13 protein-coding genes are annotated in these 12,757 nt (G+C 41.9%); 5 read left to right on the forward strand and 8 right to left on the reverse strand.

Annotated features, from left to right (window positions below; translation table 11 throughout):
• The 3 genes from FTV37_RS11230 to rimI form a co-directional block, all read left to right on the forward strand.
• Nucleotides 1–436: EF-Tu/IF-2/RF-3 family GTPase (locus tag FTV37_RS11230; RefSeq protein ID WP_257224283.1), on the forward strand; the 436-nt coding region annotated here is incomplete at its 5' end.
• Nucleotides 437–654: 218 nt separating this feature from the next.
• Nucleotides 655–1,536 carry a metal-dependent hydrolase gene (locus FTV37_RS11235; RefSeq protein WP_180063871.1) on the forward strand — a complete coding sequence of 294 codons (882 nt, stop codon included), beginning with the start codon at nucleotides 655–657 and terminating at the stop codon, nucleotides 1,534–1,536.
• Nucleotides 1,537–1,653: 117 nt separating this feature from the next.
• Nucleotides 1,654–2,112, forward strand: a complete 459-nt coding sequence (gene rimI / locus FTV37_RS11240; RefSeq protein WP_180063872.1) for a ribosomal protein S18-alanine N-acetyltransferase — start codon at nucleotides 1,654–1,656, stop codon at nucleotides 2,110–2,112.
• Between the two features lie 85 nt (nucleotides 2,113–2,197).
• Here rimI and FTV37_RS11245 read toward each other — a convergent pair whose 3' ends face one another.
• From FTV37_RS11245 to trxB, 3 genes are all read right to left on the reverse strand, one after another.
• The gene (locus tag FTV37_RS11245) at nucleotides 2,198–3,013 is read right to left on the reverse strand and encodes an arginyltransferase (protein WP_168379088.1); all 816 of its coding nucleotides are present in this window, start codon (nucleotides 3,011–3,013) and stop codon (nucleotides 2,198–2,200) included.
• Between the two features lie 21 nt (nucleotides 3,014–3,034).
• Nucleotides 3,035–3,766: a leucyl/phenylalanyl-tRNA--protein transferase gene (aat, locus tag FTV37_RS11250; RefSeq protein ID WP_180063873.1), complete on the reverse strand. Its 732-nt coding sequence runs from the start codon at nucleotides 3,764–3,766 to the stop codon at nucleotides 3,035–3,037.
• 110 nt (nucleotides 3,767–3,876) lie between these two features.
• Entirely contained in the window at nucleotides 3,877–4,830 is a 954-nt protein-coding gene (gene trxB, locus FTV37_RS11255; RefSeq protein ID WP_180026552.1) for a thioredoxin-disulfide reductase, read from the reverse strand.
• Between the two features lie 253 nt (nucleotides 4,831–5,083).
• On the opposite strand from trxB, the gene FTV37_RS11260 reads away from it, so the two are divergent.
• On the forward strand, nucleotides 5,084–8,197 hold the full coding sequence (locus FTV37_RS11260; RefSeq protein WP_180063874.1) for a DNA translocase FtsK: 3,114 nt from the start codon (nucleotides 5,084–5,086) through the stop codon (nucleotides 8,195–8,197).
• A 43-nt stretch (nucleotides 8,198–8,240) separates the two neighbouring features.
• On the opposite strand, the gene FTV37_RS11265 is transcribed toward FTV37_RS11260, so the two are convergent.
• Nucleotides 8,241–9,137 carry a LysR family transcriptional regulator gene (locus tag FTV37_RS11265; protein WP_180063915.1) on the reverse strand — a complete coding sequence of 299 codons (897 nt, stop codon included), beginning with the start codon at nucleotides 9,135–9,137 and terminating at the stop codon, nucleotides 8,241–8,243.
• Nucleotides 9,138–9,241: 104 nt separating this feature from the next.
• Between FTV37_RS11265 and FTV37_RS11270 the strand changes: the two genes are divergently transcribed.
• Nucleotides 9,242–10,144 carry an AEC family transporter gene (locus FTV37_RS11270; RefSeq protein WP_180063875.1) on the forward strand — a complete coding sequence of 301 codons (903 nt, stop codon included), beginning with the start codon at nucleotides 9,242–9,244 and terminating at the stop codon, nucleotides 10,142–10,144.
• Between the two features lie 81 nt (nucleotides 10,145–10,225).
• Here FTV37_RS11270 and FTV37_RS11275 read toward each other — a convergent pair whose 3' ends face one another.
• From FTV37_RS11275 to minC, 4 genes are all read right to left on the reverse strand, one after another.
• The gene (locus FTV37_RS11275; protein WP_067766167.1) at nucleotides 10,226–10,513 is read right to left on the reverse strand and encodes a PA4642 family protein; all 288 of its coding nucleotides are present in this window, start codon (nucleotides 10,511–10,513) and stop codon (nucleotides 10,226–10,228) included.
• A gap of 287 nt (nucleotides 10,514–10,800) precedes the next feature.
• Nucleotides 10,801–11,073 carry a cell division topological specificity factor MinE gene (gene minE, locus FTV37_RS11280; RefSeq protein WP_078190039.1) on the reverse strand — a complete coding sequence of 91 codons (273 nt, stop codon included), beginning with the start codon at nucleotides 11,071–11,073 and terminating at the stop codon, nucleotides 10,801–10,803.
• Between the two features lie 2 nt (nucleotides 11,074–11,075).
• Entirely contained in the window at nucleotides 11,076–11,888 is an 813-nt protein-coding gene (gene minD, locus FTV37_RS11285) for a septum site-determining protein MinD (protein ID WP_067670152.1), read from the reverse strand.
• Nucleotides 11,889–11,953: 65 nt separating this feature from the next.
• Nucleotides 11,954–12,673: a septum site-determining protein MinC gene (gene minC, locus FTV37_RS11290; RefSeq protein WP_180063876.1), complete on the reverse strand. Its 720-nt coding sequence runs from the start codon at nucleotides 12,671–12,673 to the stop codon at nucleotides 11,954–11,956.
• Between the last annotated feature and the right edge of the window lie 84 nt (nucleotides 12,674–12,757).

Raw genomic sequence — 12,757 nt, forward strand, 5'->3', positions numbered from 1 at the left:
TACAGTTAAAACAACTGTAACTGGCGTAGAAATGTTCCGTAAACTTCTTGACGAAGGTCGTGCGGGCGAGAACTGTGGTGTTCTTCTACGTGGTACTAAACGTGAAGACGTTCAACGTGGTCAAGTACTTGCTAAACCAGGTACAATCAAACCGCATACTAAATTCGACGCAGAAGTATACGTACTTTCTAAAGACGAAGGTGGCCGTCATACTCCATTCCTTAACGGTTACCGTCCACAGTTCTACTTCCGTACAACTGACGTAACTGGTGCGATCGCGCTTAAAGAAGGCGTTGAAATGGTTATGCCTGGTGACAACGTAGAAATGTCAGTAGAATTAATCCACCCAATCGCAATGGACGCTGGCTTACGCTTTGCGATCCGTGAAGGTGGCCGTACAGTTGGTGCTGGTGTAGTTTCTAAAGTAACTGCATAATCACTAAATGTGTGTAAAAAAGCGCCTCTTTGAGGCGCTTTTTTTTATGCTTATTCAATGTGATAGGGGAAATTGTCTGACAATATTTTTTAAAGCTGTCCTTTAGTGATAATTCACTGTCCTTAACTGAAATAATTACGCTTCAATAAAACCGTAATATGAACTCAAGAAAACCAATAAAAAGTTTGAGTATTTAATAACTCAAAAAGGAGTTAGGCATGAACGCTAAAGTAAAGATTACTAATCGAGCAGGTGCAAGTTTCCCTGTACGTCGCATGAATTTTGAATTTGATGCAGTACCAGAGTATTGGATGAACGGCTCAGCTGGTTTGACACATTTTATGACCGCATTATCTGCTTTATTTCCAGCGGGTGAAATGTTCTTTATTGATAGTGTGCGTGCCGTACGTAAACACCCAGCGATCGCAAACAATGAAGCCTTACAAAAAGAAATTAGTGCTTTCATTGGTCAGGAAGCCATGCATACGCAAGAGCATGAAGGCTTCAATGCTTCTGCACAAAAATACGGTCATGATGTCGAAACGCTTGATAAGGCAACGGGTCGAGTTATCCAAGGCGTGCGCAAAGTCTTTGCACGTATTGGTAAACCTGTTGGTATTACTCAAGAAATGGTGGATCTAACCGCAACTACGGCACTTGAGCATTTCACTGCAACCATCGCTTCACAGTTATTGGTTAACCCACATATTCAAGCCTTAATGACTGATGAAACCATGAAAAATATGTGGTTATGGCATGCGATTGAAGAAAATGAGCATAAAGCCGTAGCTTATGATGTATTTGAAGGTGTCTTTGGTCAGGGAATAAAGGCCTACGCACTCCGTACAGGTTCATTGATTGGCGCAATGGTGACTTTATTCTTCGTACAAAGTTATTTTGTCGCTCGTTTATTAAAAGAAGATAACAAGCTTAATTTTGAAGCATTAAAAGATATTTATACCTATGGTTATAGCCCTTCAAAAGGCATCATCACTGGTATGGGTAAAGAAATGCTGATGTATTTTAAACCTGGTTTTCACCCGAATGATTTAGATACTTCAGGTTTGTTAAAAACGTGGAAAGCTTATTTGGGTCTCTAATCACAGCGCTGTGGTGACTTTTTGAGAAGGGCGATGTAAATCGCTCTTTTTTTTATTCAACTTTAGAGACAAACTTTTTATAATGCGCATACCCTAGCCATAGAAAGATAAACGAAGATGATTCGTTTGATGCAAGACGCTGATGTACAGCAGGTTTACGATATCGAGCGCCGTGTACAAAGCCATCCTTGGACTATAAAACAATTTCAAGAATCGATTGCTGCCTATCAAAGTACGGTGATTGAGCGACAAGGAAAAGTTGTAGGTTTTTGCATTTTACAACCCGTTTTAGATGAAGCAAATTTGCTGTTGATGGCGATCGATCCGAGCCAGCAAGGCAAAGGCTTAGGTTTTCAATTGCTCGATGAATCTATTGCTTTACTCAAAAATAACCCCATTCAAATCTTCTTAGAAGTGCGAGAAGGTAATAAACCTGCGATCCGTTTATATGAAAAAGCGGATTTTCATCAAATCGATTTGCGAAAGAATTATTATCCAAATGCCGATGGAACGCGTGAGCATGCCATTATTATGGTGAAGGCTTGTAGTGATGATTTTGCAGCTTTATTTAAATAAAAGCGGTGAAGCGTAATCAGATTTAAAGCAAGCATTCGTGAATAAACGGATGCTATTTTATTGAATATCTTTTGTTTAATCCCTTTTATTTAATAATAGGATTGTTCCAGCCGGAAGGTAAGGTGGTCATCAGGGAATCCCCCAGTTGGCTAATTTCTTCTTGGGTCAGTGGTCGGTTGAGTCGACGCCATTGTCCATCAAGCAGAAGTTCCAGTGGAATATACTGAGATTTATAATTCATTTTTTGCGAATCGGGTACCCAATAGCCCAAGTAGACATATTGCAGTCCAAGCTTTTGTGCGTGCTCGATTTGTTTCAGAATGGCAAAAGTCCCTAGGGAGCGACGGCTTTCATCAGGATCAAAAAAGGTATATACCGCTGAAATACCATCATCAAGTGGATCACAGGTAGATACACTGATCAGTTGCTCATCTAACCACAGCTCTAAAAAGAAACTGTCAGTGCAGCTATTAATTAAAAATTTTTCAAATTGATCTTGGCTAGGTGGGTACATATCACCATCAGCATGCCGTTCATTGATATAGCGTTCGTACAGGGCATAATGCTTTGCATCGGCATCTTGAGGGCGGCTAATTTTCACCGTTAAATCTTGATTCCGTTTCCACGCTTTTTTTTGCACGCTGTTCATTTGAAATTCAAGAACAGGCACGCGTGAGGATAGACATTGACGACAAAGATGACATTCAGGGCGGTAGACAAAATCACCACTACGACGAAAACCCATGCGGGAAAGTTCGGATAACGTGACCACATCAATACGATGGACAGGATCAAGAAAGACCATCCGAGCAGATTTATTTTCTAAGTAGCTACAATCATGCGGAGGCGTGATGTAGTACTGTAATTCGTTCAACAGGGACTTCGGTTGATAGGAATTCATCGTAATATCCCTCTTTTATTGTCATGCGCTGAGACTTGCCCATTGCGCTATTGTTTTACTTGAAAATACACTGTCCTGATACTTTTTCCAATCGATTGATGGTTGTTTAACAACATCTTGTAACGAATTAAGGTATAGTTGGCGAGAAAGTGTACTCGCACCTAAGCTTAAGAGGTGATCGTTGACCAATTGGCAATCAATCCATGGCAACTGATTCTCTTGCCCGATGAGCATTAAGGTGTAAAACGCCATTTTAGAGACATCTGTTCGTGTACTAAACATAGACTCGCCAAAGCAGCCATGACCAATATTGACCCCATAGAGGCCACCTACAACAGTCTCGTTTTCCCAAACTTCAATGCTATAAGCATAGCCTGCGTCAAACAGCGCAGAATATCCCTGAATAATATCTTCTGAAATCCATGTTTCATTGGCATAACTACGCGGCAAAGAACATGAGCGAATCACAGTTTCAAACGCATGATTAATGGTGATCTTATAGTCCATTTTTTTCATGCTGCGTAATAAGGATTTGCTTGGATGATAGTCCTGCGGTCGAATAATGCAGCGAGGTTCAGGACACCACCAACAAATCGGATCACCTTCACTGAACCACGGGAAAAGACCGTGACTATAGGCTTCAAACAGTGTGGAAGGGGAGAGGTCAGCACCGATGCAAATTAAACCTTCACCTTCGGGATCGCATTCAACAGGTTCGGGGAAAGTAAATTCAGAAGGAGGGAGTATCGGCATGCCAAGCTTCTTATTGAGGTATACGGATTTTTATCATACATAAAAAAGCCGACCATCAGGTCGGCTAATTTTTAAAACTGTTTAGCTAAGCAAATGACTTAAGCAAAAGATTATTCACCGAGTGCATCAAGGTATTTTTCAGCATCGAGTGCAGCCATACAGCCTGAACCTGCAGAAGTAATGGCTTGACGGTAAATGCTGTCGGCAATATCACCCGCAGCAAATACACCCGGAATAGACGTTTGTGTTGCATTACCCGCAGTTCCGCTTTGAACTTGGATGTAGCCATCACGTAGGTTCAATTGACCATCAAAAATACCGCTGTTTGGTTTGTGACCAATCGCCACAAACATACCAGTGACATCAACATTTTGAGTTGAATCATCTAGCGTAGATTTAATACGTACAGAAGTCACACCGGTGTTATCGCCAATGACTTCATCCACTTGGTGATTCCAAATAATACTGATTTTACCTTCTTTTTCTTTTGCAAAAAGATGATCTTGCAGAATTTTCTCTGAACGTAAAGTGTCACGACGGTGTACAAGAGTGACATGAGAAGCAATGTTTGAAAGATACAGCGCTTCTTCCACAGCAGTATTACCGCCGCCGACAACCATGACTTTTTGATTTTTATAAAAGAAGCCATCACATGTTGCACATGCGCTTACGCCTTGACCCATGAAAGCAGCTTCTGATTCAAGACCTAAATATTGTGCAGTTGCACCTGTACAAATAATCAATGCATCACAAGTAAACTCTTCCATATCGCCTTTAAGCACGAACGGACGAACATTGAGGTCCACTTCGTTGATATGGTCATACACAATTTCTGTACCAAAACGTTCAGCATGAGCTTGCATTTGTTCCATTAGGGCAGGGCCTGTTAAACCTTCTGCACCACCTGGCCAGTTGTCTACTTCTGTCGTTGTAGTCAATTGACCGCCTAATTGAATACCTGCGATGAGTGTCGGTTTCAGGTTCGCACGGGCAGCGTATACCGCAGCGCTATAACCTGCAGGACCAGAACCTAAAATAATTAGACGTGAGTGACGAGCGCTCATCCGTAGAATCCTTTTTTTATATGATAATTTGTGGAATTATACGTCAAAGTTTGAAACGATTGTGTGAGATTAAAGTCGATATTATTGATCATCGAAATCGTTTTGAGCTATATAGAATAAAGTTAACAACTATACTTAAATTATCTTGCATCTTTTTTATTGAACAGGTGCATAATAACAGGTTTAGATTCAGCCCATTTTTGTTGTGGGTAATGACAAAAACATTCATGAAGAATTGGTTACAGGAACGTATATGACAGCGGTGTCGGGTGCATATGCACAGCGCTTAATAATGACTTTATTCCTTGTTTCATTTGGGATATATCTGTTCCTTGCAACAGTCACATATACGCCATTTGATCCGGGATGGATGCATTTATCCAGTGATACTCAGCAAGTTTCAAATGCCAGCGGCGTCGCAGGTGCATGGATCGCTGATTTACTCTATGGATTTTTAGGTTGGGCAAGTCTGCTGATACCTGTCTATTTATTTCTCGAAGCAATTCAAGTGTGGTGGCCACGTAGTTTTTTAAACCGTCCATTTCGTTATGCCGCTCAGTTCTTTATTTTACTGGCAACTTCAAGTTTACTTTTCCTGTTTTGGAATGTCCCTGAAGATACTTTAGAAAATGCATCGGGCGGGATTATTGGTTATGAACTGGGTCAAAGTCTTGAACAAATTTTAACGGTCTATGGTGCAGCAATATTTCTTATTGCATTTTGGATCATGTTGTTCACTTTGGCCTTTGGCATCAAGTGGAATAAGACATGGGCAACCATGAAATCGACACCAGCTTATCTGCAAGATTTGTTCTATCGCAATGTGCCTGAAGGCGACACCGCATTTGACCGTACAGTACCAACGACTAAAAAAGAGAGTGCTGCTGCGCATGCATCAAAAGTGGTTGCACCAGTTACACCCGCCCATGAGCATCATGCTGTAGAGGTTGACCCTGTAGTACGCGATCGTGTTGCTGAGCGTTTATTTGATGATATTGCTGATAAAGAATGGGCAGAAAAAGAAGGCAATGTACAGCATTTATCTACGGTAGATTCGATGGAGACTGCTACACCATCCGATGAAGATTTTGAACATACTTTGGCGAAAGTGCGTCAGTTTGAGCAAGATCAACAACGTGTTGTTGCGACAGGAGAGGTTTGGCGTGCCTTGCATTCAAATGATGACCAACGGCATAAACAAGATATTGATGCTTTACTGAAAGCTGCAGAAGAAGAGCAGCCTGCCAATCAAACTGAATATTTCAACAAAACAGCGGATGTGCATTCGACATCTCCGACAGAAGCGGTGCAACCTGCTAAAAAATCAGTGGATTGGGATGATGATGAAATCTTCGACGAGCTGTTAGCGGCTGTCCCGAATGGTAAAACAGCGACGGATGTGCATAGCCCATTTAATACATCGCAAAATGAAAGTCTAGCAACGCATTCAAATGATTTTGCAACAGGTACTGCTGCAACTGTTGTAGGATTAGGTGTGGCAGCTGCACAAACGACAACGCTCACCACACCGAAAAATATCAGTGCTGAAGCTGAATTTAATGATCTCGATGATTTGCTGGTTGAAGAAGCAGAGCGAGCGATAGAACAGGCACAGCCAGTTCGTACAACCAGTAGTTATGCGCAATCTACGCCTTTGGTTCGTGCTGAAATCAATACACAGCCGCAGACTTTTGTATCTGATGATGAAAAAGCCTTAATCAGCTCGAATAAAGATGCATTCCGTGAAGTGTGGCAAGAAACGGCGGGTAAACCTGAAGACATCGATTTAGATCTCGAAGATGATTTTGACTTTGATGCGCCTTTAACCGATGCCTCTGGTCGTCCAATGTCACGTGCGATGCAAGTGGCACAAAAACGCTTGGATTTACCGACTTTGCCGGGCTTGGAAATCTTAGATCCGGTTGATCCGAACAAGAAAGTCAATTTCACTGCAGAGCAATTGTCTCGCTTGTCTGAACTTTTAGAAATTAAACTGCAAGAGTTTAATGTCAAAGCCAAAGTTGTAGAGGCACAGCCGGGACCAGTCGTAACACGTTTTGAACTTGATTTAGCACCTGGTGTGAAAGCGTCGAAAGTCACCAATATTTCACGTGACTTGGCACGTTCGATGTCTATGGCCTCTGTACGTGTGGTGGAAGTCATTCCGGGTAAACCGTATATCGGGATTGAAGTCCCAAATAGTTCACGTGAAATGGTTCGTCTTATTGAGCTGTTAGAAACTCCTGCTTACCGTGATCCAAATGCCTTACTTAGTATGGCGATGGGTAAAGATATTTCAGGTAATCCTGTCTTGGCCGATTTGGCGAAAGCGCCGCATATGTTGGTGGCAGGTACTACGGGTTCTGGTAAGTCAGTCGCAGTCAATGCCATGTTGTTGTCGATGTTGTTGAAATACACACCTGAGCAACTGCGTCTCATTATGATTGACCCGAAACAGTTGGAACTTGCCAACTATAACGATATTCCACATTTGTTAACGCCTGTTGTAACTGACATGAAAGATGCGGTGAGTGCATTGAACTGGTGTGTGAATGAAATGGAGCGTCGTTATAAGCTGATGTCTTTGATGAAAGTACGTAAGCTGACTGACTTTAACCGCAAAATTGAAGAAGCAATGGCTAATGGTGAAGATCTCATTGATCCAACTTGGAAGCCAGATGACTCAGCAACGCAAAGTCGTGCGCCACGTTTACAGCCTATGCCGTTGATCGTAATTGTTGCCGACGAATTTGCCGACATGATCATGCAAGTGGGTAAAAAAGCTGAAGAAATGATTACCCGTCTTGCACAAAAATCACGTGCAGCAGGGATTCATTTGCTGTTGGCGACTCAGCGTCCAACCGTAGATGTAGTGACAGGTTTGATCAAAGCCAATATTCCAACGCGTGCTGCGCTACGTGTGAACAGTAAACTGGATTCACGTACTATCTTAGACGCTGGTGGTGCGGAAGACTTACTGGGCCATGGTGATATGTTATTCCTCGGACCGGGGAAAATTGAACCTGAACGGGTACATGGCGCGTTTATTTCAGACGATGAAGTGAACCGTATTTGTGATGCATGGCGTGAGCGCGGTGAACCGAATTATGTCGATGAAATCCTCACGCCTTATGATGAAGAGCCGACATCTCGCGGTTTTGAAGATGGTGATGGTGGATCAGACCGTGATGCGCTGTATGATCAATGTGTTAGTTTCGTTTTGGAAACACGTAAAGCATCGACCTCATCTTTACAGCGTAAATTCAGTCTCGGCTATAACCGTGCAGCACGGATTATTGATCAGATGGAAGAAAATGGCATCGTCAGTGGGATGGGGCCAAATGGCAAACGAGATATCTTGGTCTAAGTCCTAAAACAAAAAACCTGCTTCGGCAGGTTTTTTTTTATTTTTAGATTGAGAACTCATCTTGGTAGAACATGGACTGGGCCAATTCGATAAAGGCTTTGCAGGCAGGGCTCATGAGTTTTTGATTTTTTACGGCGAGTCCAATTTGCCGTTGGGTATTTGGAAAGAGTGGACGTTTGACCACATGTGGATGCAATGCCAACAGCTCAGCAGGCATCGCCATATCTGCAACGATAGCAATCCCTTCCTGTAAATTCACCATATTTAAAATGGTTAACAGTTGCGACATTTGATAGGTGATTTTAGGTTGTATGTGGTGTTGTTTAAGCAGTTTTTCGACATGGGACTGGCTGCCCGCACGGGTCATAATAAAGGGGTAATTTTGCAGGTCTTGGATATTTAAATGACTGTGTTTGGAAACTGAATAACTATCTGGAATCAAGGCAATGAAAATGTCTTGAATTAACGGGAAGGTGAACAGCTGCGGCTTAGGGAGTACGGCAAAACCCACATCAATCTGACGTTCAGAAATCCAACGAGACACTTCTGCATCGGTACCTTCTTCGACATAGATCTCAATGTGCGGATAGCGCTCTCTATATGCCTTTAATAGCTCTGGAAGCAGATGAATCGAACTAGAAGAACCAAAAGAGCCAATTCTCAACGTTCCTTGTTGAATACCATGTGCGGCATGCACTTCTTGTTGCATGATTTGTGCCGTATTGATGATTTCTTTGGCATGCAGTAATAACTGCTGACCAATATGAGTCAGGCTAATTTCGCCTTGTTCACGGCTAAATAAGCTGACATTCCAATGTTGCTCTAAACACTTTAGGGTATGAGAGACAGCTGACTGAGTAATTCCCAGCTGTCGAGCAGCGAGAGTAAAGCTTTGTTGTTCTGCGACTTTAATAAAAATTTCAAGCTGAGAAAATGTCATTGCCATGAGTAATTACTCATTTTGTTATGAGTCTAGATGAGGATTATATTGTGCTACATAAATGGTTAAAGATGAAATAGCTACTTTATTTCAAGGCGTACAGCATGAATATCGTCGTCGCATTGTTTCCCCTCGTTGCATTAATCGCGATGGGCTATGTGCTTAAATACACACAGTTTGTTCAGGATGAATTTTGGGCAAATTCAGAAAAACTTAATTACTACGTTTTATTTCCTGTGCTGCTATTTTTGAATGTATCAGCCGTGCAATTGGATATGAACACTGTTTCACGAATGTTGACAGTACTGGTTGCGGGCACCTGTTTGATCAGCATCGTGTTGTGGGGGATCAAGCAGTTTATGCATATCCCCGTGCAGCGTTTTGGCGTGTATATCCAAAGTCATATTCGTTTTAATACCTATATTGGCTTGTCATTAATGGGGGCGCTGTTTGGCTCAGAAGGCATGCAAATGTTTGCGATGTTGATTGCTGTGGCTGTTCCTTTGGTGAATATCATTTCTGTCCTGTCTTTTTCCAATATCAGCGTTAAACAGCTTGGACAAACCTGTATTTCTATCGCGAAAAATCCGCTCATTCTAGGTTGTGTAGTCGGTGTTCTATTTAATTTATCAGGTCTCACCTTATTTAATGGTTTACCCGAGCTGCTAAAAATATTGGCGGCAATGAGTTTACCTTTGGGTTTATTGTCTGTGGGAGCGGCATTACAGTTTCAGCAAATGCGCGCCGATCTACGTCGTTTAAGTTTAAATACGATAGGGCGCCTCATGTTAATGCCATGTATGGCTTATCTATTGAGTACATGGATGGGTTTGACTGATTTTGAACGGATGATTTTAGTGGTCTTTTTTGCTTTGCCGACTGCATCATCGTCTTATATTTTGACACGCTATTATCAGGGCGATTCACAACTGATGGCGGCCATTATTAGTGTACAAACCATTGGTTTTGGTTTGATGTTTCCATTGCTCATGTTGATCGTGCATTGATCATGATTATATTCAATTACGCCGATATTAAATAAGATAAAAAAAGCCCGCATCATGCGGGCTTTTTTTTGTTACTCGAAATTAAGCAAATTTTGCCAATACTTCGAGGAAACCTGCGCTTTGACGTGGGTATTGAGCAATCACGTCATGAATACGCTGACCTTCAGGATTAGTTGCGTTCACATCACGGCCATCGGCAACGAATTGAGTCAAAAGACGCTCATAGTCATTTGGACGCATATGTTTGAAAGCATGGTAAAGCACGTGAAAGTCGCCATTCACTCCTTCAGGAGGAAGCTGAGTAAGGTAGGCAAATACACGCTCATCTGACCATTCTTCGTTGAACGTTGCTGGCTGAGATAATGCCATCGCAATCTCCTTGCTGGTTTAAAAATACATAAAGGCAAAAATGAGTACGCAAGTAAAATGGTTTTATTCGCCATCTCTAAGTTAAGTGACTCATTTTTTGGTTGGATCAAAAGTTATTTTTTTATCCCGTTTACTCGAAGCAAAGCTTTTGATCTAACAAAGGAATAAAACTAATCCAGCCCACTCGAAGCAAAGCTTCTCATCTTGCGGCTGGGTAAAGCAGCGCTTTACTGATCCAGCCTCACATTTTGCCTTGATTCAATTTACTTGGCTAATCAGAATTCAGATTAACGTTCTTCAGGCAAATTGATATTCATTTCAAGCATTTCAATATTCGCTTCAGAACGAACAGACATTTGAATATGTTGCTCATCTACACCACGAACATAGCGGTTTACTACTTGCATGATTTCTTTTTTCATCATGTCAATCTTATCTTGGCTGAGGCGTTTACCTAAACCATTTTCAGATGCCACGATGACTTTTAAACGGTCTTTTGCCGTTTGTGCGCTTGACGGTTTCTCGTCACTGCTAAAAAGTTTGCTCCAGAATCCTGCCATGATTACGCTCCAAATAGACGTGCTAACCAACCCTTAGGTTTTACCGTAATATGACGGTAAGGGCGCTCTTCACCAAGGAAACGTGCAACAAGGTCATCATACGCTTGGCCAGCCGCTTCTTCTGTAAACAAAATCACTGGTTTACCTTCGTTTGATGCTTGTAGAACGCTTTTACATTCAGGAATAACACCTAAAGTCGGTACGCGTAAAATATCTTTTGAAATGTCATCAATCGTCAACATCTCTTGCTTATCCGCACGTTCTGGATTGAAACGTGTAATACAGAGATGCTTACGGATACGACCTTCGTTTTGTTCTACTTTTTTGGTTTTGCTGTCGAGCATCCCAATAATACGGTCAGAGTCACGTACCGAAGAAATTTCTGGGTTCGTCACAATGATCGCTTCATCAGCATGATACATTGCTAAAATTGCACCACGTTCGATACCCGCAGGTGAGTCACAAATGATGTAATCGAACTCTTGAGAAAGTTCGTCCATTACACGAGCTACACCTTCATCTGTTAACGCGTCTTTATCACGTGTTTGAGATGCTGGCAAAATGTAGAGATTTTCAATATCTTTATCGCGAATAAGCGCTTGTTGTAATCGAGCTTCGTTATTCAATACGTTTACAAAGTCATATACAACGCGGCGTTCACAGCCCATGATCAAGTCAAGGTTACGTAAACCCACATCAAAGTCGATCACAACAGTTTTGTGGCCGCGAAGGGCTAAACCTGTTGCAAAAGATGCGCTTGTAGTTGTTTTACCTACGCCACCTTTACCTGATGTTACGACAACAATTTTCGCCACCGAATCCACTCCTGTTATGGTTTAAATCCCCTTTTTTAATTAGGGGTTTGGTGATTATTTATACATTAAAATTGCAAAGCTTCAAATACTAGCTCTTGCTGGTCATTCAAATAAATGTGTACTGGCTGTTTGACCACATGAGGTGGAATGTCATCAGCGACACAGTAAGTCCCTGCAATTGAAACCAATTCAGCTTCTAATGAATGACAGAAAATACGTGCAGCCGTGTTCCCACCAGCTCCGGCAATGACTCTACCACGAGCACTACCATAAATATGTATATTTCCTGAAGCAATTACTTCTGAACCGCTATTAATACCAGCATTAATAATGATATCGCCATGGTCTTGGACTAAACATTGACCTGTACGCAAGATTTCATTGTGATAAGACGTGGCATGACGAATATTCGGTACTTCGACTGCAGCAATTTTATCTTCGGTTTTTTCTTCTGCAGGCGCGGGTTCTTCAACCACTTGTTCGCGTGTCGGTTTAACTTGTTGTAGTTTACGATCTGCAGGAACCACGGGAAATTGGATAGCACGTGCTTGGTCCGATAGCGGACCTTCAGTGACACCAATCGGTTGAATTTCAATACTAATAAGTAGTTGAATCAGTGCAATTAGTTCTTGATCAACCGTACTTTCAATCACGGCTAATGTTCCGGGTGGAAAAGCCTTTTGGAACATTGGAGTAAGTTGCTGGCGGATCGCATCATGATCATTGGTATCGAGGTGAATGCGAATCGCATTGACCATTTTGCCTTTTATCCGTATATCAGCCATATTGAATCCTTGAGACTTCTAACTATTACTTTTGTGCCGAAGTAGTTATGTTGTAAATAGAGCAAATCCTAGAACAATTTGCAT

Source organism: Acinetobacter sp. YH16042, assembly GCF_013417245.1.
Taxonomy (GTDB): domain Bacteria; phylum Pseudomonadota; class Gammaproteobacteria; order Pseudomonadales; family Moraxellaceae; genus Acinetobacter; species Acinetobacter amyesii.

Bases quoted from the DNA above. Each gene is read 5' to 3' on its own strand.
- FTV37_RS11235 (WP_180063871.1), top strand. From the start codon at position 655: ATGAACGCTAAAGTAAAGATTACTAATCGAGCAGGTGCAAGTTTCCCT.
- rimI (WP_180063872.1), top strand. From the start codon at position 1,654: ATGATTCGTTTGATGCAAGACGCTGATGTACAGCAGGTTTACGATATC.
- FTV37_RS11245 (WP_168379088.1), bottom strand. From the start codon at position 3,013: ATGAATTCCTATCAACCGAAGTCCCTGTTGAACGAATTACAGTACTAC.
- aat (WP_180063873.1), bottom strand. From the start codon at position 3,766: ATGCCGATACTCCCTCCTTCTGAATTTACTTTCCCCGAACCTGTTGAA.
- trxB (WP_180026552.1), bottom strand. From the start codon at position 4,830: ATGAGCGCTCGTCACTCACGTCTAATTATTTTAGGTTCTGGTCCTGCA.
- FTV37_RS11260 (WP_180063874.1), top strand. From the start codon at position 5,084: ATGACAGCGGTGTCGGGTGCATATGCACAGCGCTTAATAATGACTTTA.
- FTV37_RS11265 (WP_180063915.1), bottom strand. From the start codon at position 9,137: ATGACATTTTCTCAGCTTGAAATTTTTATTAAAGTCGCAGAACAACAA.
- FTV37_RS11270 (WP_180063875.1), top strand. From the start codon at position 9,242: ATGAATATCGTCGTCGCATTGTTTCCCCTCGTTGCATTAATCGCGATG.
- FTV37_RS11275 (WP_067766167.1), bottom strand. From the start codon at position 10,513: ATGGCATTATCTCAGCCAGCAACGTTCAACGAAGAATGGTCAGATGAG.
- minE (WP_078190039.1), bottom strand. From the start codon at position 11,073: ATGGCAGGATTCTGGAGCAAACTTTTTAGCAGTGACGAGAAACCGTCA.
- minC (WP_180063876.1), bottom strand. From the start codon at position 12,673: ATGGCTGATATACGGATAAAAGGCAAAATGGTCAATGCGATTCGCATT.